Source organism: Polaribacter sp. SA4-10, assembly GCF_002163835.1.
Lineage (GTDB): Bacteria > Bacteroidota > Bacteroidia > Flavobacteriales > Flavobacteriaceae > Polaribacter.
The window spans coordinates 3176470-3203301 of record NZ_CP019331.1 but is presented as its reverse complement, the minus strand read 5'-3'; the positions used below and the strand labels follow the sequence as shown (position 1 = coordinate 3203301).

General features: G+C 30.6%; 24 protein-coding genes and 2 pseudogenes. 9 read left to right on the top strand and 17 right to left on the bottom strand.

Annotated elements, in window-relative coordinates; all coding sequences use genetic code 11:
• The first annotated feature begins 135 nt into the window (after positions 1 to 135).
• Positions 136 to 564 carry a DUF2141 domain-containing protein gene (locus BTO04_RS14030; protein ID WP_198342071.1) on the top strand — a complete coding sequence of 143 codons (429 nt, stop codon included), beginning with the start codon at positions 136 to 138 and terminating at the stop codon, positions 562 to 564.
• 285 nt (positions 565 to 849) lie between these two features.
• Here BTO04_RS14030 and BTO04_RS14025 read toward each other — a convergent pair whose 3' ends face one another.
• From BTO04_RS14025 to kynU, 10 genes are all read right to left on the bottom strand, one after another.
• A complete protein-coding gene (locus BTO04_RS14025) occupies positions 850 to 1935 on the bottom strand; it encodes an amidohydrolase family protein (protein ID WP_087565093.1) in 1086 nt (361 codons plus the stop codon).
• Between the two features lie 44 nt (positions 1936 to 1979).
• Positions 1980 to 2816 (bottom strand): metallophosphoesterase, encoded by an 837-nt coding sequence (locus BTO04_RS14020; protein ID WP_087565092.1) that lies wholly within the window; start codon positions 2814 to 2816, stop codon positions 1980 to 1982.
• Positions 2817 to 2821: 5 nt separating this feature from the next.
• The gene (locus tag BTO04_RS14015; RefSeq protein ID WP_087565091.1) at positions 2822 to 3352 is read right to left on the bottom strand and encodes a 3-hydroxyanthranilate 3,4-dioxygenase; all 531 of its coding nucleotides are present in this window, start codon (positions 3350 to 3352) and stop codon (positions 2822 to 2824) included.
• Between the two features lie 172 nt (positions 3353 to 3524).
• The gene (locus BTO04_RS14010; RefSeq protein WP_087565090.1) at positions 3525 to 4301 is read right to left on the bottom strand and encodes an SDR family oxidoreductase; all 777 of its coding nucleotides are present in this window, start codon (positions 4299 to 4301) and stop codon (positions 3525 to 3527) included.
• Positions 4302 to 4473: 172 nt separating this feature from the next.
• Positions 4474 to 4560, bottom strand: a complete 87-nt coding sequence (locus tag BTO04_RS15565; RefSeq protein ID WP_232455987.1) for a DUF6500 family protein — start codon at positions 4558 to 4560, stop codon at positions 4474 to 4476.
• A gap of 16 nt (positions 4561 to 4576) precedes the next feature.
• Positions 4577 to 6019: an aldehyde dehydrogenase gene (locus BTO04_RS14000; RefSeq protein WP_087565089.1), complete on the bottom strand. Its 1443-nt coding sequence runs from the start codon at positions 6017 to 6019 to the stop codon at positions 4577 to 4579.
• A gap of 56 nt (positions 6020 to 6075) precedes the next feature.
• Positions 6076 to 6468, bottom strand: coding sequence for a cupin domain-containing protein (locus tag BTO04_RS13995; RefSeq protein WP_198342070.1), 393 nt, complete (start codon positions 6466 to 6468; stop codon positions 6076 to 6078).
• Positions 6469 to 6873, bottom strand: a complete 405-nt coding sequence (locus tag BTO04_RS13990) for a RidA family protein (protein ID WP_087565088.1) — start codon at positions 6871 to 6873, stop codon at positions 6469 to 6471.
• Positions 6874 to 6882: 9 nt separating this feature from the next.
• On the bottom strand, positions 6883 to 8292 hold the full coding sequence (locus tag BTO04_RS13985; protein ID WP_087565087.1) for an NAD(P)/FAD-dependent oxidoreductase: 1410 nt from the start codon (positions 8290 to 8292) through the stop codon (positions 6883 to 6885).
• A gap of 179 nt (positions 8293 to 8471) precedes the next feature.
• The gene (gene kynU, locus BTO04_RS13980) at positions 8472 to 9731 is read right to left on the bottom strand and encodes a kynureninase (protein WP_087565086.1); all 1260 of its coding nucleotides are present in this window, start codon (positions 9729 to 9731) and stop codon (positions 8472 to 8474) included.
• 97 nt (positions 9732 to 9828) lie between these two features.
• Between kynU and BTO04_RS13975 the strand changes: the two genes are divergently transcribed.
• Entirely contained in the window at positions 9829 to 11016 is a 1188-nt protein-coding gene (locus BTO04_RS13975; RefSeq protein ID WP_087565085.1) for a C40 family peptidase, read from the top strand.
• Positions 11017 to 11343: 327 nt separating this feature from the next.
• Here the strand turns inward: BTO04_RS13975 and serA are convergent, their stop codons facing one another.
• Complete coding sequence (gene serA / locus BTO04_RS13970; protein WP_087565084.1) at positions 11344 to 13236, bottom strand: phosphoglycerate dehydrogenase; 1893 nt, start codon at positions 13234 to 13236, stop codon at positions 11344 to 11346.
• Between the two features lie 140 nt (positions 13237 to 13376).
• Positions 13377 to 14180 carry a hypothetical protein gene (locus BTO04_RS13965; protein WP_232455910.1) on the bottom strand — a complete coding sequence of 268 codons (804 nt, stop codon included), beginning with the start codon at positions 14178 to 14180 and terminating at the stop codon, positions 13377 to 13379.
• A 181-nt stretch (positions 14181 to 14361) separates the two neighbouring features.
• Between BTO04_RS13965 and gcvP the strand changes: the two genes are divergently transcribed.
• Together gcvP and BTO04_RS13955 are read left to right on the top strand one after the other, a co-directional pair.
• The gene (gene gcvP / locus BTO04_RS13960; RefSeq protein ID WP_232455909.1) at positions 14362 to 17244 is read left to right on the top strand and encodes an aminomethyl-transferring glycine dehydrogenase; all 2883 of its coding nucleotides are present in this window, start codon (positions 14362 to 14364) and stop codon (positions 17242 to 17244) included.
• A 458-nt stretch (positions 17245 to 17702) separates the two neighbouring features.
• On the top strand, positions 17703 to 18800 hold the full coding sequence (locus BTO04_RS13955; RefSeq protein ID WP_087565081.1) for a toxin-antitoxin system YwqK family antitoxin: 1098 nt from the start codon (positions 17703 to 17705) through the stop codon (positions 18798 to 18800).
• Between the two features lie 96 nt (positions 18801 to 18896).
• On the opposite strand, the pseudogene BTO04_RS15560 reads toward BTO04_RS13955, so the two are convergent.
• Positions 18897 to 19154 (bottom strand): annotated as a pseudogene (locus tag BTO04_RS15560) (DUF6266 family protein).
• 572 nt (positions 19155 to 19726) lie between these two features.
• Between BTO04_RS15560 and BTO04_RS13950 the strand changes: the two are divergent.
• Positions 19727 to 20179 carry a hypothetical protein gene (locus tag BTO04_RS13950; protein WP_157662475.1) on the top strand — a complete coding sequence of 151 codons (453 nt, stop codon included), beginning with the start codon at positions 19727 to 19729 and terminating at the stop codon, positions 20177 to 20179.
• 158 nt (positions 20180 to 20337) lie between these two features.
• Entirely contained in the window at positions 20338 to 20970 is a 633-nt protein-coding gene (locus BTO04_RS13945) for a hypothetical protein (RefSeq protein ID WP_087565079.1), read from the top strand.
• 153 nt (positions 20971 to 21123) lie between these two features.
• Here BTO04_RS13945 and BTO04_RS15555 read toward each other — a convergent pair.
• Positions 21124 to 21324 (bottom strand): annotated as a pseudogene (locus tag BTO04_RS15555) (IS110 family transposase); the annotation flags it as partial.
• A 101-nt stretch (positions 21325 to 21425) separates the two neighbouring features.
• Positions 21426 to 21680, bottom strand: a complete 255-nt coding sequence (locus tag BTO04_RS13935; RefSeq protein WP_087565078.1) for a type B 50S ribosomal protein L31 — start codon at positions 21678 to 21680, stop codon at positions 21426 to 21428.
• Positions 21681 to 21946: 266 nt separating this feature from the next.
• On the opposite strand from BTO04_RS13935, the gene BTO04_RS13930 reads away from it, so the two are divergent.
• Together BTO04_RS13930 and BTO04_RS13925 are read left to right on the top strand one after the other, a co-directional pair.
• A complete protein-coding gene (locus BTO04_RS13930) occupies positions 21947 to 22990 on the top strand; it encodes a glutaminyl-peptide cyclotransferase (RefSeq protein WP_087565077.1) in 1044 nt (347 codons plus the stop codon).
• A 108-nt stretch (positions 22991 to 23098) separates the two neighbouring features.
• Entirely contained in the window at positions 23099 to 24607 is a 1509-nt protein-coding gene (locus tag BTO04_RS13925) for a hypothetical protein (RefSeq protein WP_087565076.1), read from the top strand.
• Here BTO04_RS13925 and BTO04_RS13920 read toward each other — a convergent pair.
• Positions 24594 to 24794, bottom strand: coding sequence for a hypothetical protein (locus BTO04_RS13920; RefSeq protein ID WP_087565075.1), 201 nt, complete (start codon positions 24792 to 24794; stop codon positions 24594 to 24596). The genes BTO04_RS13925 and BTO04_RS13920 overlap by 14 nt on opposite strands.
• A gap of 4 nt (positions 24795 to 24798) precedes the next feature.
• Positions 24799 to 26079, bottom strand: coding sequence for an amidohydrolase family protein (locus BTO04_RS13915; protein WP_087565074.1), 1281 nt, complete (start codon positions 26077 to 26079; stop codon positions 24799 to 24801).
• A 65-nt stretch (positions 26080 to 26144) separates the two neighbouring features.
• On the opposite strand from BTO04_RS13915, the gene BTO04_RS13910 reads away from it, so the two are divergent.
• Positions 26145 to 26825 carry an SDR family oxidoreductase gene (locus BTO04_RS13910; RefSeq protein ID WP_087565073.1) on the top strand — a complete coding sequence of 227 codons (681 nt, stop codon included), beginning with the start codon at positions 26145 to 26147 and terminating at the stop codon, positions 26823 to 26825.
• Positions 26826 to 26832: the final 7 nt, after the last annotated feature.

Below are 26832 nucleotides of genomic sequence, written 5' to 3'. Positions count from 1 at the left end.
TTCATCAAATTAAATTATAAATAGAAATTACCAACTAAATTTACAACTGAGAAACAAAAAACAACATTTGGTATTGTTCTTGTATAAACATCGCAAAAAAACATCAGATATTTGAATACTATTAAAAAAGCAACGATGAAAAAAACACTCTTAATAGCGACATTCATTTTTAGTATTATAAACACAACAAATGCGCAACAAGAAAAAGAAAAAATTGATTTAAGAGTAGCGTTTTCTGGAATGAAATCAGATAAAGGAAATCTTTTTGTAGCGCTTTATAATGAAGAAGCTAGCTTTTTAAAGAAGAGCTATAGAGGAGAAACTGTAAAAGTAAATAACAAAAAGTCTGTCGTTATTTTTAAAAACTTACCAAAAGGAATTTATGCAATTTCAGCTTTCCATGATGCAAATGACAACAAAAAAATGGACACAAATTTTTTTGGAATTCCAAAAGAACCAATAGGAATATCTAATGATGCAACAGGTTTTATGGGACCTCCAAAGTATAAAGATTCTAAATTTAACTTAGAAAAAAATAAAACTATTACTATAAAAGTAAACTAGTTCTAATTCAAAAAAAACATTTTTATTCCTCGGACTTTTTATTGCCTTAGATGTAACAGGACCAACTCAACATTAAACTCGAATACAAAAAGCATTTTTAAACTTAGGTTATATTGCTTTTGACAGATAAAAATACAGAATTACTTTATCAGGAAAAAATAGGTGTTGCATTTTATGTTAGAAAGAGCTTAAGAAGTTTTAAAACAATGTCAAGGGTAACTGGTAGTTTTCAGTTGCAGTTTTCAGCCAATACATTACTAAAAACTGCGACTGTAAATTTAATACTTACTGCAATATCTTACGAATCAACTCTTGTTTTGCTTTTTCGTCATCTCCAAACAACCACTGCAACACATTATCTTCCCAAATTTGACCTTTTTCAGTTTCAGTAATAATATTTTTCTTTATCGCTAAATCTAAAATTTTACCTGGATAGGAAGACTGTGCATCACTTTCCATTTCTCCTAAAGGATAAGGATCATCTAATCCCATTAAAACTTGTTTTGTTCCTTGTCTTTTAAACATTAAACTCAAAGAATCTGTATCGTGAACTAAGGTATCAAAAAAAATATTTGGATGACCAACTGCTTTTCTTGGGTGTGTTTTTCCTTCAAATAAATCTGGCCTTCCATCAAAACCTTGAATTCTTCTTCCTAAATTCATTTGTGCCAATTGACCTCCGTGAGCAAAACACGTTCTAATATTTGGGAAACGTTCTTGCATTCCGTTTAACGTATAAAAGTGATACGCATCACCACATTGAGCAAGCATCCAAATTAAATGAAAACGCCAATTGGTGTTTTCTAATTTTATCATTTTATCTCCATCATATGGATGAATTTCTATGGCTAACTTATATTTATCTGCTAACTCAAAAATACGGTCATTTTCTTCGTCAAAAACAGATCTCCATTGCCCAATAGAATCCATAAAATGAGTTGGTAAACACAATACTTTTAAACCCAACTCTTCTACACAACGTTTCATTTCATCTAATGCACCATAAATAAAACCTGGATGCACAACAAAACCACAGGTAAATTTACTAGGATGATTGTGTTGCACTTTTGCATTAAAATCATTCTGAAAACGCAAGGCTTTTTTCATTTCTTCTAAACGCAAACCATTTCCATATAATTGAGAAAGATTTAAAACTACAGCATGGTCAATCTTATTTTTTTCCATCCAAAGTAATTTCTCATCTAAGAAAAAACTAGAATCTGTTACAGGACGTTTCCATCCTTTTTGTAACATATGCTTCCGCTCATCATCTACCCAAAAAATTTCTTTATCCTTCATAAATTGAGGGATTTCTTCTGGATAAGGTAATAAATGTGAATGTCCGTTAATACGCAGTTTTCTTCTTTCCATATTTGTAATTATATAATATATAAATTAATGCAATATTTTAATATTTAGGCAAGTTCAAAGACTGTTATTTCTGGTCTTACGTTAAATCGAACTTGAAAAAGATGCCCTAATGCTCTGTTAATATATAATGTTCTACCATCATCTAAAGGAATTTTTCCTGCTGAATATTTCTTGTTTTTTACAGGTAGAATTGGTGGTTTTAAAAAAGGTGGTTTTACTTGTCCTCCATGTGTATGGCCAGCCAAAATCCAACTTTTATAACCGTTCCAGATATCTAAATCACAAACATCAGGATTATGACATAAAGCTATAGTCGGTTTCTCTAAATCTATATAGTCTAGCACATTAGATGGTTTAAAATTTGTTCCCCAAAAATCATCTATTCCTATAAAATTTAACCCTTCATATTCTTTTTGTTCATTCCGTAAAGTTTCAATTCCACTACTATTTAGAATATCTATAATTGAATTTGCAACATCATCTTCTAACCAATCTTCTCCATAATCATGATTTCCTAAAACACCTACTGTTGCAATTTTTCCCTTAACACAGTTTTTTAGAACTATTTTAAGATGTTCTAATTGTTCTTGATCTTCATAATCTACATAATCTCCTGTGTAAACCACATAATCTGGATTCAATTTTTGTGCTTTATCAAAAGATTCAATTATGTAATTCCAATCAAATCTATTCCCAACATGAATATCACTTATTTGCATAATAGTTTTACCAACTAAATGAGTTGGTAAATTTTTTATTGGCATTTTAACTTTTACAAATTCTAACCAAAAAGGCTCAATTCTCCACGAATAAAAGCCCGTTAAGACGCTTGCTCCAAGAGCAGTATAAAAACTTTTCTTTAAAAAACTTCTTCTTTTCAATGTATTTAAACTTTTATCTTTTTAGGTGCTTCCATTACTGTATCACAATTACCACAAGTACATTTTTTAGTGTCAGAATAATATTTATCAAATATAATTGGCATATCCGTTTCAATATTATCTAATGCAAATTCTTCTCTATACAAAGGGTTTCCACAATTTTCGCAATACCATTCTAAAGCATCTAACATTCCTTTAGAACGTGGATATTCTATAACCAAGCCAACTGTATTTTCTATTCTTTGAGGTGAATGCGGTACTTTTGCAGGCAATAAGTAAATATCACCTTCATTAATTTCTATATCAATTTGTTCGCCTTTATCATCTATGATTTTTAAAATCATATCTCCTTCTACTTGATAGAAAAATTCTGGCGTTTCGTTATAGTGGTAATCTTTTCTATTATTTGGGCCTCCAACAACCATAACAATATACTCACCGTTATCCCAAACTTGCTTGTTACCAACTGGTGGTTTTAATAAATGACGATTTTCATCAATCCACTTTTTAAAATTTAAAGGTTGTACTAAGTTCATATTTTATGATTTTTAGGTTATTGAATATTTAGATTGTAGACTTTAAAATTATCTAATTGTTACTTTTTATTACTGAATTCAGCAAACAAGTTTAGCCCTGATTGAAACAGCATCCTTTTTTCTTTTTCAGAAAAAAGATATCGTAAAAAGCAGGAAATAGCTTCTAAAAAAACTACAAACTCTTGGTTCTTCCTCCATCTACAGGAACGTTAATTCCGTTTATATAACTTGCCTGTTTACTTGCTAAAAAAGTTACAGCAGCAGCGGTTTCTTCTGGTTTCGCAAAACGTTTTGCAGGAACATAGCTTTTCATTATTTGTTCCATTTCTGCTTCAGTTGTGTTTTCTTTTTGTGCTTTTATCTTAATAATTTGATCTAAACGTGCTGTATCTGTAAAACCTGGCAGGACATTATTTACTGTAATTTGAAATTGCCCCAATTCAGAAGCCAATGTTTTAGACCAATTACCAACTGCATTTCTAATTGTATTTGAAACTCCCAAACCAGGAATTGGTTCTTTTACAGAGGTAGAAATTACGTTAATAATTCTACCATATTTTTCTGATTTCATAAACGGAACAACGGCTTGCACCAAAATTTGATTACAAACAATATGCATTTGAAATGCATTTAACAGTTCTGTTGTTGTTGCAGTTAAAAGTTCTCCTCCTTTTGGGCCACCAGTATTGTTTACTAAAATATGAAAATTACAATCTGTAGTTTCCATTACTTTTTTTAATTCATCTGGTTTAGAAAAATCTGCTACCAAGTAACTATGACATTGATTTTCATTTGATAATTCTGCCAAAACTGCTTTTAGTTTCTCTTCATTTCTAGCAACTAAAGTGATGTTCACACCTTCTTCTGCTAATAAAATTGCTGTTGCTTTTCCTATTCCTTGTGTGCTTCCACAAACTAAAGCATTTTTGTTTTTTAGTTGTAAATTCATATATAATATCTTTTATGTCTGGTCAAGCAATAACCTATTGATTGCGCTCGAGGAGACATTTAGTTTAATTGTTATTGTTAACCCTTTTTTTAATCTTAACTGCTTTTTAAAAATGAGCTAACTCGTGAGTTTCAATCCACCATTTTGCAACTTTCATTAATGCAGTTAGACACTAATTTTTGCTTGCAAAAAAAGCGTAAAAAGACAAACCTACATGGTCTCCTTTTTTTGCGATTTTCTCATCACAAACAGCAATCATTTTTTCTCTTATTTCTTTATTCGTATTTGATACATATATTCTTTGGCTCTGTAAAAAATCGTAATGCTTCAAAACCTCCTTCTCTTCCAATTCCACTTGCTTTCTGCCCACCAAAAGGCGTTCTTAAATCACGTAACATCCACGTATTTACCCAAACAATTCCTATGTGTAATTGTTTAGAAAATTGCATTGTTCTGTTTAAATTATTGGTCCATAAAGTTGCTGACAATCCATATTTTACATCGTTTGCTAATTGCAACGCTTCTTCATCAGTTTTAAACGGCATAATTGTTACTATTGGGCCAAAAATTTCTTCTTGATTTACTCTGCAAGAATTATCTGTAACCTCAATGACTGTAGGCTGAAAATAATACCCATTTTCATATCCAGGAATTGTAACTTCTAAACCTCCACATAAAATTCTTCCTCCTTCATCTTCTGCAATTTCAACATAAGATTCTATTTTTTCTAAATGTTCTTTAGAAACTAATGCTCCAATATCTATATTCCTTTTTGATGGATGACCAACTTTTAATTGTTTTACATTTTTAATAAAATCTTTCTTAAATTTTTCATAGATTTTTTCTTCCACAAAAATTCTACTTCCGCATAAACAAATCTGACCTTGATTAGCAAACGAAGAACGCACTGTGGTTTCTAACATTTTATCATAATCGCAATCTGCAAAAATGATATTAGGGTTCTTTCCTCCCAATTCTAAGGATAATTTTTTAAACATTGGCGCTGCAATTCGTGCAATACTTGCCCCTGTTTTTGTTCCTCCTGTAAAAGAGATCGCTGTAATATTTGGATGCGCTACAATTGCTTGCCCAGTTGTAGTACCCAATCCATGAACAATATTTAAGACACCATTAGGTAAACCTGCTTCTGTGCAAATTTCTCCTAATAAAAAAGCTGTCATTGGTGTTATTTCGCTTGGTTTTGCAACCACACAATTACCCGCTGCAATTGCAGGCGCTATTTTCCATGTGAATAAATATAAAGGTAAATTCCAAGGAGAAATACAACCTACAACTCCAATAGGTTGACGCAATGTGAAATTCACTGCATTTAGTCCAATACTTTCATGTGCTTCTGATGAAAACTGTGTAATTGCATTTGCATAAAACTGAAAATTTGCTGCTGCTCTTGGAATATCTATTGCTTTTGCCAAACTAATTGGCTTTCCATTGTCTTTAGATTCTGCTTCTGCTAAAAGGTGCAATTTTCCTTCTATCAAATCAGCTATTTTAGACAAGATTTTACTTCTTGTTTCTAGTGTTGTGTTAGACCAATTTGGAAATGCTTTTTCTGCAGCTTCGTATGCTTTTTCTACATCTTCAGAAGTTGAGTTAGGAATCTGACCATAAACTTCTCCATTTGATGGATTGTAATTATCTATATAATTACCTAATACTGGATCTACAAACTCTCCGTTGATGTAATTTTTAATGTTCATTTTATTATTTTTCTAAAGAATTTCATCATTCTTTAAATATCAATTATTTCTTAAACCTATTTAGGTTCTATAATTAAAAATACAGCTATTTCATCACCAATATTTAAAACTTCATGCCAAGATACATCTTCATTTGAAAAACTATATCCTGTTGGTACATTAACTTCTCTAGCACCAGTGGTGTCTTTAATTTTAAATCTACTTCCAACAAGAGTGTAACCAAAATGTTTGTTATGATAATGTTTCTCATGGCCAACTCCTGGAGCGAAAGTACATTTTAACACTCTTAAGGCTGCATTATCTTCTAGTACTTCACAAACCTTTTCTCCTTTCCAACCTGCTTCAAAAGGATCTGGAAGCGCCATCTTTGGTTTACATGAATAGAAAACTATTAATAAAAAAGAAAACACAACTTTATCGATACTGATACTTCTAAAAAATCTAATCATCTATTGCTTTTTATAAGCAGTAACTTTAATTTCCACAACCAAATCTGGATGTGGTAATTGATGTACAGCAACGGTGGTTCTTGTTGGGCCTGTTTCTTTTTCAAAAAATTCTGCATAGGTTTTATTATAACCTGCAAAATCATTCATATTTACTAGAAAAGTAGATACATCTACAACGTCTTTTATAGTGGCACCAACTGTTTGTAAGTTTTTGTCAATATTCTGTAAAACTTCTTTTGTTTGTGTTTCTATATTTAGAAACTTTGTTCCCATTTCATCAATAATATCCACTCCTGCAATGGTATTATCAGCTTTTCTAGAACTTGTTCCGGATACAAAAATAAAATCTCCTACAACTTTTACGTGTGGATATGCGCCTCGTGGTGTTACTTTTTTTTCTGACATAGTACGTTTTTATAATCCTGCTATTTTATCTTCCTCTAAAAGGGTGTTTGTTTCTATAATTACTTTGTCTAAAATGACTCTCAACTCCTCTTTTGTCAGTTCTAAATTCGTATGAACGGCATCATCTGCAATCATGTTTAACAATGCTTTATCTTGCGCTCTACCTCTATTCATAGCTTCATTGTAACCAATATGTTCATTAAAGGTTACTAAAGAGTATTTAGAAAAATACTCCGTTGGAAATGCTTTTTCTAAATCCATTTCTATTTTTCTTTTCTCTTTAAAAAGCGGATTTGCAACATGATTTTTCATTTCATGAAAATTATCAATTGCTAAATCTGCAATAGCATCTGTGTCGTGTTTTCTCGCTTTTTGATACGCTTTAAAAATAGTTTTCCAGTCACCTAAATCTTTATTCAGAATTTCATCAAAAACAACTACATCTTCAAAAGAAGCATTCATTCCTTGTCCGTAAAACGGTACAATTGCGTGCGATGAATCGCCTATTAAAAGCGTTTTATCTTCATAGCTCCAAGGAGAACATTTAATGGTTCCTAATGGACCTGTTGGATTGTTAATGAATTCCTCTTTTATATTAGGAATTAACGCCAAAGCATCTGGAAATTCTTTCTCAAAAAATTCGGTAATTTTTTCTTCAGATGTTAAGTTTTCGAAATTAAATTCACCTTCATCATAACTTAAAAAGAGTGTTACGGTAAAACTGCCGTCCAAATTTGGCAAGGCGATTAACATAAAATCTCCACGAGGCCAAATGTGTAAATGTCCTTTACTTATTTGATGATTTCCGTTTTTATCTGCCGGAATTTCTAGTTCTTTATAACCGTGATTTAAATAATTTTGAGAGTAGCTAAATAAGAATTTACGTTCAGAAACATAGCTTTTTCGTAATGATGAACCCGCACCATCTGCTCCAAAAATAACAGCTGCATTTACTGTAAATTCTTCTTTTGTTTTGTAATCTTCAAAAAGTACAACTCCGTTATCTATATCAACATTTTTACATTTTTGATTAAAATGGATGTGTACATTTTCGTGTTTTTCTGCTTCCGTTAATAAAATACCGTTTAATTCGCCACGCGAAATTGAGTTGATGTATTCTCCTTCTCTACCAGAATAATTAGAAGAAAAGGTATTTCCTTTTGTATCATGCATTAATCTGCCATACATTGGAATACATATTTCTCTTGCTTTCTCTTCCATTCCGCATAAACGCAAGGCTTTTAAACCTCTGTCTGACAATGCTAAGTTAATAGACCTTCCTGCAGAAATATCTGTAGTTCTTAAATCTGGTCTGCTTTCATAAACGTCAACTTTAAAACCTCTTTGTGCAAGTCTTAAAGCGAGTAAACTTCCACATAAACCTGCTCCTATAATTAGTACTTTATCTTTTTTATTCATATTTTCAATTGTCAGTTCGAGCGCAGTCGATAACTAATAATAACCTCTCGAGAACTGCGCTTATTCCTTTCAGTCAAAATATTTTTGATTGAAAGGAAATGCTCTAGAAGACATTTTTACTTTTTATTTAATTTCCTTTTCATTTAATAATAAACTGAAATAAATTCAGTTTAACAACTTTACAATAAAGTTTGTAAAATAGTCACCATGCTATATACGTCTTCAAAAGAAGTATATAATGGTACAGGCGCACAACGTATAACATCTGGCTCTCGCCAATCTGTAATAACATTATTTTCTGTTAATTTTTTATGTAAATTTTTATCGGCATTTTTTACTTGAATCGATAATTGACATCCTCGTTCTTTTGGATTTGTTGGTGTAATTATTTTAATATTATCAGAATTCATTTCATTAATTAAAAACTCAAAATAACCTGTTAGTTTTTCTGATTTTTCTCGTAAAGCATCCATTCCAACCTCATCAAATAGATCTAAAGAAGCTTTTATTGCTGCCATAGATAATATTGGTGGGTTAGATAATTGCCAACCTTCTGCTCCTTCCATCACATCGAATGGCTGACGCATATTAAAGCGTGTTTTTTCATTATGATTCCACCAACCGGCAAAACGAGGTAACTCTTTATTTTTAGCATGTTTTTCGTGGACAAATAGTCCGGCTAAACTTCCTGGTCCAGAATTTAAATATTTATACGAACACCAAGCTGCAAAATCTACCCCAGAATCATGTAAGTTTGGTTGAATATTTCCTGCTCCATGCGCTAAATCAATTCCAACAATACAACCTTTTGAATGTCCTATTTCTGCGATTTTTTTAATATCTAAAAATTGGCCAGTGTAATAATTTACGCCACCAATTAATAATAACGCAATTTCATCTCCTTGTTCAGAAACAATTTTTTCTAAATCTTCAATACTTAATAGTTCTTCTCCTTTTCTTGGTTTCCATTCAATAAGATCCTCTTCAGAAAAACCATGAAGCTTTAATTGAGATTGCACTGCGTATCTATCTGAAGGAAACGCATCACTTTCTATAACGATTTTATATTTTACTTTTGTTGGTCTATAAAACGAAACCATTAACAAGTGCAAATTGGTTGTTAATGTATTCATAACAACAACTTCAATAGGTTTTGCTCCAACAATTTTTGCCATTTTATCTGTGAGTAATTCATGATAATTTAACCATGGATTCTTTGCTTCAAAATGACCTTCTACTCCAAGATTTGCCCAATCTTCTAACTCTTGATTAATGTATTCTTTAGTCGCTTTTGGCTGCAAACCCAAAGAGTTTCCTGTAAAATACAACCAGTTATTTCCGTTTTTATCTTTCGGAATATGAAATCGATTTCGTAAGAATGAAAGTTTATCCTCTTTATCTTGTTGTTTAGCAAATGCTAACGAGTTTTTATATTGCATCGAGTAAAAATGATTTACTCCAAATATAAAACAATCCTATTGAGAATTCAATTTTTTGAGTTTTGATTTTTTGTACTTTAGCAGAAAATATTTATTAATGAGAATTCTCAAACCATTTACAGTACTAATTTTGATTCTTTTTATGTCTTGTGAAAATGACACAAAAACAATTAACGAACTGCAAAATATTCATTCAATTTTAAAGACAACTTTTGCTCCTGACAAAAGAGTTGAACTTTTTGATGTTCATTTTGAATTCGCTGACAATCAACTGATTTTAGAAGGAGAAACGACTACTAAAAAAGTTTTTTCTATACTTTTAGATAGTTTAAAAAATAGAAAATTAGCATTTACAAATAACGTTCGTGTTTTACCAGATTCTGCTGTTGGAGATAAACATTTTGCAGTCGCAAGAAACTCGGTAATTAACATTCGTTCTAAACCAAAACATTCTGCTGAATTAGGAACACAGGGTTTACTAGGAATGTCTTTAAAGGTATTAGATAAAAAAGGAGATTTTTACAGAGTTCAAACTCCAGATAATTATATTTCTTGGGTTGATAAAGGCGGAATTACAAGAATGAATAAAACGCAATTTGATGCTTGGAATCAATCGAAGAAAATAATTTTTACTCAAAATTTCGGTTATGTACATGTTGATAAATCTGTGAATTCTGAAATTATTTCTGACATTACTTTAGGTGGAATCTTACAATATGTTTCTGAAGACAATGTATTTTATGAAGTAAAATATCCCGACAACAGAATTGGTTTTGTCAATAAAAACGAAGCCGTAATCTATAATTATTGGTTAAAAAACCTAGAATCACCAAAAGAAAATATTGAAAGTATTGCTAAGAAAATGAATGGTTTCCCTTATTTATGGGGAGGAACCTCATCTAAAGGAATTGATTGTAGTGGCTTTACAAAAATGGTGTATTTAATGAATGGATTTATCATTCCTAGAGATGCTTCTCAGCAAATTTATGCTGGAAAAACAGTGGATAATAACTTAACTTTTGAAGGTTTACAAAAAGGTGATTTATTATTCTTTGGAAGAAAAGCTACTGAAGACAAAAAGCAACGTGTAACTCATGTTGGTATTTGGCTTGGAAATGACAAAGGTGAATTTATTCATGCTTCTGGAAATGTTCATTTGAGTTCTATAAATAAAAAGGAACCAAACTATGATGAATTTAATAAAAACAGGTATTTGGGTAGCAAACGTTATTTAAATATAGAAGATGAGAAAATCATCAATATGAAAAAGGGAATTAAATTATAACTCACTTTTATTTACTTTGTTACTCCTGTAAAAGTAGCATTGTATTCTTTTATAAACAGATTACTTTTCCCTGTAATAAATAAATGTTAGCAAACTAGTCTCGCCCTAATTGAAACCGTTCAAATATCTGTTGCTATTTTTAACCTTTTTACGCTGAACTCTATTAAGTATCTGTTATTAAGAAATAAATCACTTACTTTTAAAAGCGAAATACTGAAATAAATTCAGCATAAAAAGAGATACTAAAAAGCAGGAAAATGCTTCAAAAAAAAACACCCTTAGATTAAATAATCTAAAGGTATTTTTATACTTTAAAAAAGGAAGTGATTAATAAAGAACTCTAAACTTAATAGTTCCTTCTACATTTCTTAATTTCTCAATAACTTCTTTGTTATATTCTTTATCTAAATCTGTAATTACATACCCCACTTTTGGATCTGTAGATAAATACTGACCTATAATGTTCAAATCATACTTTGCTAATATCTTATTGATTTTTGCCATTACACCAGGAACATTTTTATGAATATGTAAAAACCTATGTGCATTTGTTTGTCTTGGTAAACGAATATTTGGGAAGTTTACTGCATCTACTGTATTTCCAGAATTCATGTACCCCATAATTTTACTTGGCACAAAATCTGCAATATCTCTTTGCGCTTCTTCTGTACTTCCACCAACGTGAGGTGTTAAAATTACGTTTGGCAATCCTTTTAACTCTGTGTAAAACTCACCGTTTTTTCTTGGCTCTGAAGGATACACATCTACTGCAGCTCCTGCTAGTTTTCCGCTTTTTAAAGCATTGGCTAATGCATTAATGTCAACTACAAAACCTCTTGCTAAGTTCACTAAATGTGCGCCATCTTTCATTTGAGAAATCTCTTCTTCTCCAAAGAAATTTTTGTTCGCAGCATTATCATCAACATGTAAAGTAACTACATCAGAAATTTCTAATAATTCCTTTAAAGTATTCATTTTAGTCGCATTTCCTAGCGCTAACTTGTCTTCTACATCATAATAATATACATCCATTCCTAAAGCTTCTGCTAAAATCGATAATTGTTTCCCGATATTACCATACCCTACAATTCCTAATTTTTTACCACGAACTTCTCTAGAGCCTTCTGCTGTTTTATTCCATTGACCGTTATGAATTTCTGTACTTCTTTGAAAAACACTACGCATTAACATAATAATTTCTCCAATTGCTAATTCAACAACAGAACGTGTATTACTATAAGGTGCGTTAAAAACAACGATTCCTTTTTCTTTACACGCATCTAAATCAATTTGTTTGGTACCAATACAAAATGCACTAACAACCATTAATTTATCTGCAGCATCTATAACTTTTTGTGTAACATTTGTTTTAGAACGAATACCTAAAACGTGTACCTCTTTTATTTTTTCTATCAATTCGTCTTCAGACAAACTTTTAGAAACTGTTTCAACAGAAAAGCCATCTGTAGATAACTTTGTAAAAGCATCTGAATGTACATTTTCTAATAATAATATTTTAATTCTATTCTTTGGGTATGAGATGTTTCTTGGCAACTTGTTTATGTATAAAAATTCGTCTAAATTTGGTGCAATATGATCTGCTTTTTCTGTAGTTTTTTCTCTTGACACATTTTCTGTGTATGCAAAAAACTTGTCTGCAACTCCGGCTTCCCGAGTAACATAATCGCTATAACCATCTCCAATTACTTGTATTTCGCCTTCTAAATTCATGTCTTTTAAACACTGAATTTTTCCATTGTGCTGAGACAATGGATTGGCAGCATCAAAACCAATAATTTCTCCGTCTTTTGCAAACTTAAAAGTATTTGCAAATACTCTTTCTGAAGGTATATTATATTCCTTAACAATAGGATCTATAAATTCTTTAAATCCGCAAGAAATTACATAAATTTCTTCAGAATAATTTTCGAAAAATTCTTTATTACTTTCTATAGATTTAGAAACTTGCTTTTTTAACGCAACTATTAACCCAGATAAATCTGCTTCGTTTGCTTTTAATAATTTAATTCTTCGTTCTAAGGATTCTGTAAAGGAGATTTCACCATCTATTCCTAAATTAGTAATGTCAATTATCTCTTGAATAATTTCATTCTTCTTAGGATTGTTAACTAATGTAATTTCGGCTAAAACATCTAGTGCTTCAACACGTGTTAAAGTGCTATCAAAATCGAAAATATAATTTCTTTTTACAGTACTCATTTCTATGAATCTTAGTTATAAATTAAGCATGTAAATCTACAAAGTAAATAGGTTATTAAGAAGCTAATTTAAAGTTTTATTGTATCTCTTTTAGTTTGATATAAATATTAGTGAGTCTACAATAAACTATAATATAAGGGCTAAAAATTATGAATTCCTAAAAGAAATAACCAGAAAAAAATAGGTAACGCTTCTACCCAAAAAGAACTATAGTATTTTGACTGGTCTGTTTTGGCTCTCATTAAGAAAATTATAACTAAAAAGAAAAAAACTAAAAATCCATTTTTTGCCTGTATTTGTGGTGATACCATAAACTCGATTACCAATGCAAAAAGCATTAACACCAAACCTAATTTCTTAGTTAATACCAAACCTATTTTTTTAGGAATTGTCTGTAGTGAAATAGCATCATATTTTACATCTCTAATGTCAAAAGGAAGTATAAGAGTAACAATAATTAAAAATCTTTGAACACCATATAAAGCTACCGTTATTGATAGCTCTCTACCCGCATCTAAAACAGGCAAAAGCAACGTAAAACCAGCCCAAACGATAGCAACAACAATAATTTTTAAGTAACTAATTACGCGTAAATTTTTTTGAAATCCACTTAAAAGAGGAACCGCATATAAAAAAGTTAACAACATTAAAGGAATTGCGAAAAGCAATGTTTTTATTGCTACTTGAGACCCATAATAGCACATTGCTAAAAAGCAAAAGAATGAAAAAATTTGAATCATCTTTAAACCCTTCGTTAAACTTCTATGATGCAATTTTGCTACTCCAGCAAATTTTACAAAATTATAACCTGTAATTGTTCCGTAAAAGATAAAATAATCTAAAGGTTCATTATAAGCAAGTCCAAAATAAATTTCTGTAATTCTAACAAAAGAATATACCGCTAATGCAACGTGAATACTGGCATTTATATAGAAATCGAACACTAATTTTAAAATCCGCATTTCACAAAAATAAGGTTTCTGTTCATAACCTTCTTATTTAGTTAATAATTAACTGAATTTTATTCATTTTCTATTAAAAGAGAGTCTATTTAATTACTTATTTTTGATGTTTGAAAAATGCATTACTATATCGATTGAGATAAGTACTAAAAAAACCTCATTAATGAATACAAATTCGTTTGAACTAAGACATATTGGACCTAATAAAGAGGAACAAAAAAAGATGTTGACAACCATTAAAGCTGACAGTTTAGAACAATTAATTTTCGAAACTGTGCCAGATAACATTCGTTTAAAAGACGAGTTAGATTTAGCGCCTGCAAAGAGTGAATATGAGTATTTAGCGCATATTCAAAAATTATCTGAAAAAAATAAAGTTTTTAAAAGTTATATTGGTTTAGGATATCATGAAGCAATTGTACCTAGTGTAATTCAAAGAAACATTCTTGAAAACCCAGGTTGGTACACCGCTTATACGCCTTATCAAGCAGAAATTGCTCAAGGAAGGTTAGAAGCATTGTTAAATTACCAAACGATGGTTTGTGATTTAACAGGAATGGAACTGGCAAACGCTTCTTTATTAGATGAATCAACTGCCGCTGCAGAAGCAATGGCTTTATTATTTGATGTTAGAGAAAGAGCGCAGAAAAAAGCAGGTGTAAATAAGTTTTTTGTTTCTGAAGAAATTTTACCTCAAACTTTATCGGTTTTACAAACACGTTCTATTCCTATTGGCATTGAATTAGTGGTTGGGAATCATCAAGAATTCGATTTTTCTAATGAGTTTTTTGGAGCAATTTTACAATATCCAGGAAAACATGGACAAGTTTATGATTATGAGAATTTTGTAGCAAAAGCGAATGAAAATAACATAAAAGTTGCCGTTGCAGCTGATATCTTATCATTAGTAAAATTAAAAGCTCCGGCAGAATTTGGAGTTGATGTTGTTGTTGGAACAACACAACGTTTTGGAATTCCATTAGGTTATGGAGGCCCTCATGCTGGTTATTTTGCAACAAAACAAGACTACAAAAGAAGTATTCCTGGAAGAATTATTGGTGTTACCAAAGACAGAAATGGAAACCGTGCTTTAAGAATGGCTTTGCAAACTAGAGAGCAACATATTAAACGCGAAAAAGCGACTTCTAATATTTGTACTGCACAAGTTTTACTAGCTGTAATGGCAGGAATGTATGCAGTTTATAACGGTAAAGAAGGTTTAAAGTTTATTGCTGATTCTGTGCATAATAAAACAAAATTAGTTGCAAATTATTTAGAAAAAGCAGGTTTTAACCAGCTAAACACTTCTTATTTTGATACGTTATTGGTTGAAATAGATGCTATTAAATTAAAGTCTGTTGCAGAATCTTTTAAAGTAAACTTTAATTATCTAGATGATAAACATATTTCTATCTCTATAAATGAAGCGACTACACAGAAAGATTTAATGAAATTGTTCACCATTTTTGGTCAATTAAAAAAGAAATCTGTTGCTACTGCAGAAGGTGTTGACGATTTTCATCAAATTTTAACACAAAAATCCTTTAATGCTGATTTTGATGTAATTCCAGAAAATATCTTGAGAAATACACCCTTTTTAGAAAATGAGGTATTTAACACGTATAAATCTGAAACAGACATGATGCGTTATATAAAGAAGTTAGAACGTAAAGATTTAGCGTTAAATCATTCTATGATTTCATTAGGCTCTTGTACAATGAAATTAAATGCAGCATCAGAAATGTTACCTTTAAGTAATCCTCAATGGGGAAACATTCATCCTTTTGTTCCTTTAAATCAAGCTGAAGGATACCAAGAGGTTTTAAAAAAATTAGAACATCAATTAAATATTATTACTGGTTTTGCTGGTACTTCTTTACAACCAAATTCTGGTGCACAAGGAGAATTTGCTGGTTTAATGACTATTAGAGCTTATCATGAAAGTAACGGAGATGCTCACAGAAACATCTGTTTAATTCCGGCTTCTGCTCATGGTACAAATCCTGCCTCAGCAGTAATGGCAGGAATGAAAGTGGTAGTTACAAAAACGGACGAAAGCGGAAATATTGATGTTGAAGATTTAAGAGAAAAAGCCCTTTTACATAAAGATAATTTGTCTGCTTTAATGGTTACATATCCTTCCACTCACGGAGTTTATGAAAAGGCTATTAAGGAAATTACACAAATTATTCATAACAATGGTGGACAAGTTTATATGGATGGCGCAAATATGAATGCCCAAGTTGGGTTAACAAACCCTGCTACTATTGGTGCAGATGTTTGTCACTTAAATTTGCATAAAACATTTGCTATTCCTCATGGAGGTGGTGGACCAGGAGTTGGACCCATTTGTGTTGCGCCTCAATTAGTTCCTTTTTTACCAACAAACCCTGTAATTAAAACAGGAGGAGATAAGGCTATTACAGCTATTTCTGCTGCACCTTGGGGTTCTGCATTAGCTTGCTTAATTTCTTACGGATACATTACCATGTTAGGTCCAAAAGGACTAACTAATTCTACTAAAAATGCTATTTTGAATGCAAACTATATAAAAGAGCGTTTACATGGTCATTTTGAAACCTTATTTACAGGTGAAATGAATAGAGCTGCGCACGAAATGATTATAGATTGCAGAGATTTTAAACAAAACGGAATTGAAGTTGTAGACATTGCTAAACGTTTAATCGATTATGGTTTTCACGCACCAACAGTTTCTTTCCCAGTTGCAGGAACCATGATGATTGAACCTACAGAATCTGAAAGTATTGCTGAATTAGATCGTTTTTGTGAAGCGATGATTTCTATAAGAAAAGAAATTTCTGAAGCAACAAAAGAGAATGAAAATAACCCATTAAAAAACGCACCTCATACACAAGAAATGTTAACTGCTGATGAATGGGATTTACCATACACTAGAAAGCAAGCAGCTTTTCCTTTAGCATATATTGCAGAGAATAAATTTTGGCCTTCTGTTAGAAGAGTTGATGATGCTTTTGGAGATAGAAACTTAATTTGTTCTTGTAACCCAATTGAAGATTATATGTAGCACACCATTTATAAACGTGTAATTCTTTATGCGTTTATTTGTTTAAAAGTTGAAACCGTTTTAGTATGCTAAAGTTATTTTAGTGTTTTGAAACGGTTTTTTTGCATCTAAAAATTAAACTTAATTAGAAACTAATTTAGGATTGCCCCAAGAAAAGACCAACCTGAAAAGTAATGCCCAAATTATTAAATAAACTACCTCGACCCAAGGGTACTAGGTATCAAATAGGAATTCCTTTTTTATTTCGACGCAAGCGTTGGGGAATTAAACCCAAAAATTGATTAAATAAACTATTTTTTACCACATAGGCGCATCGCTTTGTACAGACTCTATTTGTTATTCCGTGGTCAAAAATTGAAGAAAATGGAATGCTGAAATAAATTTTTGTGCTTTAATCTTATGATGTACGTCATTTAGTACTCATAAAAACTTGGCTACCTTAATTTATATTTGAAGTCATGAAAAATTCAATTTTATTTGTTCTTATTGGACTATTGACCCTTAATTTATTAAGTTCTCAAAACGAAATACCTTTTTCAAAAGTTGAGATAAAAGACACTAACGGACAATTTATATATCTTTTGAATGGAGAAAAATTGGACGGTATTATTTATCATAATCATGAAAATAACGAACTAAAAGTAAAATTTCATGTAAAAGACGGAGTAAAAGAAGGGCTTTCTGAAGAGTACTATGACAATGGTCAACTGAAAGTTAAAACAACATTTAAAAAGGGAAAGCAAACCGGACTTTTTGAGAGTTATTTTAAAAATGGACAACTTCACGCAAGATATGTATGGAAAGACATTTCACCAGATGGTATTACTGAAGAATATTATGAAAATGGAAATTTACATTTTAAATTTACTTGGAAAGATGGCGCTCCACAAGGCACCATAAAGTCATATTACAAAAATGGACAATTAAAAGATATTGTAACATATAAAGACGGTAAAAGAGAAGGACTATTTGAAGAGTATTATAAAAATGGGAAATTACAAGAAAAGTTTATATACAAAGCGGGAGAAATTGATGGACCCTATGTTGAGTATCATGAGAATGGTCAACTAAAGGAAAAATCAACCTATGAGCATGGTAAACGAAATGGCACATTAATTAAATATTACCAGAATGGCCAATTATTTACTAAAACCACTTTTATTAGTGGTAAACTAAATGGATCTTTTGAGACCTATTTTGAAAACGGTAATTTAAATTTAAAGGGAAACTACATTAATGATATAAAGGAAGGAGTCCATGAAACTTATTTTGAAAACGGCAACTTAAAGTTAAAAGAGAATTACATAAATGGAGAAAAAAATGGTGTTTTTGAAATCTATTTTGAAAATGGTAAAATGTCATGGATTCAAACGTATAAAAATGATAAATTAAATGGACTCACTAAAAGATACTATGAAAATGGTAAAGTGATGAAAAAAGGAAAATTTAAAGAGGATCTAAGAAATGGTGTTTTTGAAAACTATAATGAAAAAGGAAAATTAACAAAAAAAGTGCTCTATAAAAATGATAAATTTATAAGAACACTAAAAGGATAACACCTTGTAATAACTAATTTTATTGACTTTAATAAGAATTAATTAAAAGGTACAACATAGGTAGTTGGAATTGTTACAACTTAAGAACCTACTGTTCTATCCGCACCACCAAGAATTGAAAATGGATTCTTTGTTGCTTGGATTGTAAACCAACACCATTACTTTACCTGTTGCATTAAGATTGCGATCTGTTGAGGCAACATCCCAATCAAAAACCACTTGACCAGTGGTTACTAAATCGGTTGCACTATTTAAACTCAAGATAAATCACCTCTACTTAATAAAAGCGAAAGAATAATTAACTGTAAAATTGGGTACCGTACCTCCTACTGTATTATTCAATACATAAGACACAGCAGCATTAAACGCTGTTTTCTTGGACGTAAAAGACTTATAACCGATTTGAATAAAACCTTAATTGAGAAGTACTATTTTGCGGAAATCCACAGTTAAAATTGCGGTTTACCGTAAAATTTATATTTATTAATACTTATATTTACTTTAATAAAGCAAATTGCTATAAAGCATAATACTTCCGTTTATCCCCTCAAAAAAGAACAATAAGCGGACAAAAGTTCTGCATATAAACAATTTGGCAGTAATATAAAACGTCAGTAATTAATCAGAATACAACTGAATTGAAAAGAGCAAATTTCACCATATCGACACTCATTTTTTTGACGAATCTTTATTTCATACCATTTAGTTTCGTCACTATAAAAAATTCAGGTGGTGCAATGGGTTATGGTCTTTTACTCGTACCGTTTTCATTATCGATTAACCTGTTAATGATTAGTTCAGGGCTAGCTTTTAAGAGAAAATTTAGTGAAAGTTTAGGACTACTAATTTTCAATTCTGTCGGACTAGTTTGGGCCTTATTTTGGCTTTGGTTATTAGTTACAACACCGAAAATCGACTGACTTTAAATGAAAACAGTAATTCTTCAAACCTTCACCTGCTTGCTAATCTTCCTATTTGTTTGGGGGATTATTCAACTCACAGTTGATATGATTGGTTGGTTTTACTTGTATTTTTTTATCGCAGGATACTTAGGTTTTATCATTGTGACTTCCAGATATAAATTGACAATAACCATGCTCCAATTTTTATTAGTTGGATTTATAAGCTTCATGATAATTGGGTATTTATACAATGAAGTATATGAACCTTTTATTGAACAGAATTTCCCTCAATATGAATCAGCAATAGCCACTACAATTGGACTAATAGAGTTGATAATTATTAAACTACTATCTGACTTTGTATTGAGCAAGACCAGAATTGAAATAAAAAAAAGTTTAATTGAAAAAATACTACTGCCAACAATGGCTATACACAATAAGGGGTTTATTGCAAAATTGAAAGATTTGTTCTCGTAGCAAGTCCGCCAAATCGTTGATTTGGCTTTTAAAAAATGAATAAGTTAAAAATAAAATACAACGCTTTGGCTAAGTGCAATCCGAAAGGCTTGAGCTTCGAAAACCCTTACTGGGCATAGCCGAGACGTTGACATTCATAAGTAAAATTCAACAACAAAATGAGTTTAATAACTAATTTTCCAGAAATACACGATTTTTTTTGTAAAAATACTTTTGATAATAATGAGTTAAATAAGTTTATTGAAAAAATTAAAACTATCTATAGCGATAAACAAATTCAGAAATCAGCCCTAGAATTTATTAAACTTGAATTATTTAAATTTTTAATCGAAAGCGAATCTGAAAATGTTTCTAACTCAAAAAAAGAAAAATTAGAATATGTTCCTCTAAAAAAAGTAAAAAAGATAACTATTTCAACAAAGGAAAAATTAAAACTGGAAAAAGAAAAATCACAGTCTATTATTCTTGAAAAATTAAAAGAAGAAAATATTAATATAATATGTAAAGAAGTAGATATTAAGACCTCTTATTTCATAACATTATTGAAACAACAAAATATTACAAAAGCGGTAGATAGCAAATTAAACCAAACAGAATTTGAAATAATAAAACATATACTAGTTAGTAAACTAGATAGACTTGAGAGAATAAATAAAGAAGAAACAAAACTTCTCAGAGATAGAAATAAAAAAAAGAAAATTCGTTCTTTAGATTTCGATAAAGAAACTGTCTATACTAAAATTTCAAATAATAAAGGTATCGGAAAAATTATTTACATAAGAAAAAAATAAATTTTAATAACTCTATGTTTTAGAATAAGCGAAATGCCAACAAAGAACTGAGCTAAAAAATAACGCTTTTCTTCATTAATTTTGCACACTATTATGCTAGGCTTAATTTTATAAGTAAGCTTTTTTTGTTCATTTTTTTTTAGTTTTTATTTACTATTTAGCCACAAATACCAACACAAAAGTTGGCTCATAACGATGCCCTGATTTCGCGTTTTCAAAAGCCTGTTTTAATAGTTTATTAGAAACTAATATCAATGCTAATTTTTTGGGCTGTCCTTTGTTTATAATTCGCTCGTAAATTTCTCTACATCCCTTATTGTGTTTGCATGCTGTAAATGAGCATAAGAAAAGTAGATACAGCAATAAATGGAGAGATACTGAAACAAGTTCAGTATAAAAAAAAACTCCAACAAATAAATGTTGGAGTTTTAAATATGTTGAAAATTCTAAAAAGATTAATCTTTTTTGAATTTTGCGTATTTCGTTTTAAATTTATCAATACGTCCTGCAGCATCAATAAGTTTAGATTTACCAGTGTAAAATGGGTGAGAAGTTCTAGAAATCTCTAATTTTACTAAAGGATACTCAACACCTTCAACTTCTAAAGTTTCTTTTGTGTCTACTGTAGAACGTGTTAAAAATACATCTTCATTAGACATGTCTTTAAAAGCTACCATTCTGTAATTCTCTGGATGAATTCCTTTTTTCATTTTTATATATTTTAATACTTTAATGTTATGTTTGCATGAGTTTAAGTTGGTAAAGCGAAAACTCTAATCTCTAAATAGCTATTTTTTAACTATTTTGAGTTTGCAAATTTAACCTTATTTTTCAATTTACAAATAAATATTTTGTTTTTATTTGGTCTTATTGAAAGTTTAGGTAAATTTAGTCTTACTTTAACGGAGTAAAAGTTGTTTTTCTAACCTCTTTTTCTGAATATTTACGTTTTAAAACATTAAAATCTATATAAATAATGAAAAATAAATTCACTTTTATTGCCTTTTTAACGATGCTATTGGTACTATCTTCTTGTTCTGATGTCTACAAATTTAGCTTAAATACGCCTAAAAAAACAACGTTAAACAAGGTTCTTAAAGTAACTTTAACAGAAAAGAACAGCAAACCAGTAGATAAAGTTCAGTTTTTTGTAAATGGTAAAGAAGTTGCTTCTGAAGGAAATTCTGCAACCATTAACACAAAAGATTTTGGTGTTGGTAAGCATCAAATTTCTGCATTGGCTTTTTTTCCAGGAAAGTCTAAAAAAACAAATAATTCTTTTGAGGTTTTAGCGGATAAAGCTCCTGCTATCTATGAATATAAAATTATTAACGAATATCCTCATGACACAAAAGCATACACGCAAGGTTTAGAGTATTATAATGGTTTTTTATATGAAACTACTGGACGTAGAGGACAATCTACTTTAAGAAAGGTTGAACTAGAAACAGGTAAAGTACTTAAAAAAATAGATTTAGATAAAAAATATTTTGGTGAAGGAATGACAATTGTTAACGATAAAATTATCTGGTTAACATGGCAAAACAAAAAAGGGTTTATTTACAATTTAGATACTTTTGAGCTAGAAAAAGAATTTAGTTATACTAAAAGTGAAGAAGGCTGGGGATTAACCCACAATGAAACTGAATTGATAAAGTCTGATGGTTCTCATAAAATTTGGTTTTTAAATGCTGAAACTAAAGAGGAAAAAAGAGCGATACAGGTTTACACAAACAAATATGCGTTAGATGATTTGAATGAGTTAGAATTAATAAACGGAAAAATATACGCTAATAAATATCAGCAAAACGCTATTGTTATTATAGATCCAAATACAGGAATTGTAGAAGGTATTGCTAACTTAAAGAACTTAAAAAAGGAAATGGAAAAAACTCAAAAGTTGGTTCCACAAGACGAAGTTTTAAACGGCATCGCTTTTGACAAAGAAAACAACAGGTTATTTGTTACCGGTAAAAACTGGGGTAAATTATTTGAAATTGAATTGATTAAAAAGCAATAATTTATTAAATAATAAGTTCTATTTTATATCTAATAAAATGTCAGGCTAAGCAAAGTAAAAACCTGAATTAACCTCTCGCCTGCACTCGAGGAGACACAACATAATTTTATGCGTTACTTTATTACATTCATTATTTGTATTGCCTTTATCTCAGTAAGTTCTTGTAGAAAAGATTTTACTACAATTCCGAATTTTGGAAGCCTAGCGTTTTCTAAAGACACCATTTTTTTAGATACTGTCTTTACAAATATTGGTTCTGCAACCTATAATTTAAAGGTATATAATAGAGGAAATAATAGCATTACAATTCCAGAAATTAAATTAGAAAATGGCACTTCTTCTAATTATAGGTTAAATGTTGATGGAATTCCTGGTAAAGAATTTACTGAAATTGATATTCTTGCCAATGATAGTATTTATGTTTTTGTAGAAACTACTATAGACGTTTCTAATATTCCAAACCCATTATATACAGATAGAATTTTGTTTGATACAGGAAGCAATCAACAAGATGTAGATTTGGTCACTTTAGTACAAGATGCTAATTTTATTTTTCCAGGTAGAGATGCTATTTCTATGAAAATTGATAGCTTAACCCTAGATGGAACGCCAACTTCTATTCAAGGTAGATTTCTAACAGATGCTGAACTTACTTTTACAAATACCAAACCAACTGTAATTTATGGTTATGCCGCAGTTCCGGCTAACAACACACTTACTATTGAAGCTGGTGCAAAAGTGCATTTTCATAATAATTCTGGTTTAATCGTTGATGATAAAGCGAGTTTAAAAGTAAATGGAACTTTAACCGAAAAAGTAGTTTTTGAAGGAGATCGTTTAGAAAATGGTTTCTCAAATATTTCTGGACAATGGGGCGCAATCTGGATGAGAGCAGGAAGTAAAGACAACGAAATTTATCATGCTCAGATAAAAAACGGAATTATAGGAATTCTAATTGATAGTATTGGTTCTCCTTCTACTCCAACCTTAAAATTACAAAACACAGAAATCTACAATCATTCTAACTTTGGTATTCTTGCAAGAGAGACAAATATTGAAGCGCATAATGTTGTAATTGGTTCTGCCGGGCAAGCTTCTTTAGCTGCAACAATTGGTGGAACTTATAATTTTACACATAGTACTTTTGCAAATTACTGGAACAATAGTTTGCGTCAATTACCTGCTGTAATAGTAAATAACTTCTTTGTTTATAATAATGATGCAGGAGAGGAAATTACAGAAACTAGAGATTTAAAAGCGGCTAATTTTACCAACTGTATTTTTGATGGAAACAATAATATTGAGTTCGTTTTAGATAAAGTTGAAGGAAGTTTATTTAATTATACTATTAGCAATTGTTTAATTCAATTTAATGATAGTAATGATTCTTTTACAGATACAGCAGAATTAGACTTTACAAATGCTACTTTTTATCAAGATATCATCTTAAATGGTTTCTCTAATTTTAGAGATACTCAAAATGAAGATTTTATTATTGGGGAAGAAAGCGATCTAATAAACAAGGCAAAAACAACTACCTTTTCTTTAGATATTTTAGGTGTTGATAGAACTAGTTCTCCAGATATTGGAGCGTATCAACATATTACTTTTGATTAATACCGTCTTTATGTTTATAGTAAAACTGTAAAAAAGAGATAAAAGAGATAAAGCCCCAAATTGCTCTATATACCCAAATATTTAATTGATATCCAAAGAAATCTTTGGAAGCAATATCAATTCTAAATGTATTAATTATAATAAGTATACCTACAATTCCGAATACTAAATTGACATATTTTTTCATCTAATTATTTTTTATAAACGATTCCATTTTTCATTACAAAAACTACATTTTCCATTGTCGAAATATTTTTTATAGGATCGTCATTTACAGCAATAATATCTGCGTAAAACCCTTTTTGTACTTGTCCTATTTCATTTTCCATCTTTAACAGCATTGCATTTGTGATGGTTGCAGATTGAATCGTTTCCATAGCTGGCATTCCTGCTTCCACCATAAAACCAAATTCTTTTCCGTTATTTCCATGTTTAAAAACCCCTGCATCTGTTCCAAATGCAATTCCAACTCCTTTTTTATATGCTCTTGCAAAAGTTCCTTGAATTTGAGGGCCAACCGCCAACGCTTTAGGAACTACAATATCTGGATAGAATCCTTTAATTTTTGCTTTCTCGGCCACTTCTTTCCCCGCAGTTATTGTTGGCACTAAATAGGCATCGTGTTTTTTCATGAGTTCCATTGTTTCATCACTCATATACGTGCCATGCTCAATGGTTTTTACACCTCCAATAATTGCCCTTTGCATTCCTTCATCTCCATGAGCATGCGCTGCAACATGCATTCCATAATCTTTTGCAGTATCACAAATTGTTTTTATTTCTTCAATAGTAAACTGAGGATTATCACCAGACTTAGCAACACTTAAAACCCCTCCAGTTGCTGTTATTTTAATACAATCTGCTCCGTTTTTATAACGCTGTCTTACTGCTTTTTTTGCGTCTTCAAAAGAATTCACAACACCTTCTTTTGGGCCTGGATTTCCAATTAATTTTCTACTACTACCATTTGTTGGATCTGCATGACCACCGGTTGTTGCCAACGACTTACCTGCCGTAAAAACTCTTGGACCAGGAATTTTACCTTTGTCAATAGCATTTCTTATAGAAATATTTACACCTGTGCCTCCTAAATCTCTAACCGTTGTAAATCCGTTTAACAATGTAGATTTGGCAAAACCAACAGCATTAAAGGCAACATCTGCTTCATTATTAATATAGCTATTTATTCTAGTGTTTGCATCAAACTCTTTTTCTATATGCACATGCATATCTATTAAACCAGCCATTACAACTTTATCTTTTAAATCAATTGTTTTTGCAGTTTTGCTTTTGACCAGTATATACCCATCCATTACATTTACAATCTTGTTTTCTTTAACAACAATTGTCTTTTTAGTTTCAATCTTTCCAGATTTTGTGTTAATTAATTTTCCGCATAAAATATAAGTAGTTTGTGCTATTATATTTTGCATAAAAAATAACCCTAAAAAAAGTAATCCTATTTTCTTCATTTGAATATAAATTAGTCTTTAAATGTATGAAAAATTGAGTAGATTGCTACTTTAAAAATCATAAAATGAAAAACGTTGTTATAACAGGAACAAGCAGAGGGATTGGATTTGAACTTGCCAAACAATTTGCAGAAAACGGACATCAAGTTTTAGCTTTGTCTAGAAATACAAAACCTTTACAAGACTTTAACCATAAAAATATTACTTTAATTTCTGTTGATTTATCTGTTAATTCTGATTTACAGAAAGTAACAGCCTTTATTAAAAATAACTGGAAACATGTTGATATTTTAATCAATAATGCAGGGAAATTAATCAACAAGCCTTTTACCGATCTATCTTCGGATGATTTTTTAGAAGTCTATAAAGTAAATGTTTTTGCAGTTGCAGAATTGACTAAATTAATGATTCCATTTATGAAAAAAGGAAGTCATGTTATTACCATAAGTTCTATGGGAGGAATTCAAGGAAGCATGAAATTCCCCGGTTTAGCAGCGTATTCATCTGCAAAAGGTGCCGTAATTACTTTGTCTGAATTATTAGCAGAAGAATACAAAGAGCAACAAATTGCTTTTAATGTTTTAGCATTAGGAGCTGTACAAACAGAAATGTTAGCAGAAGCTTTCCCAGATTACAAAGCACCTCTTTCTGCTTCAGAAATGGCGAATTATATCTTTGATTTTTCTTTAACAGGAAATAAATTTTATAACGGAAAAGTATTGCAAGTTTCTTCTACAACTCCGTAAAAAACTA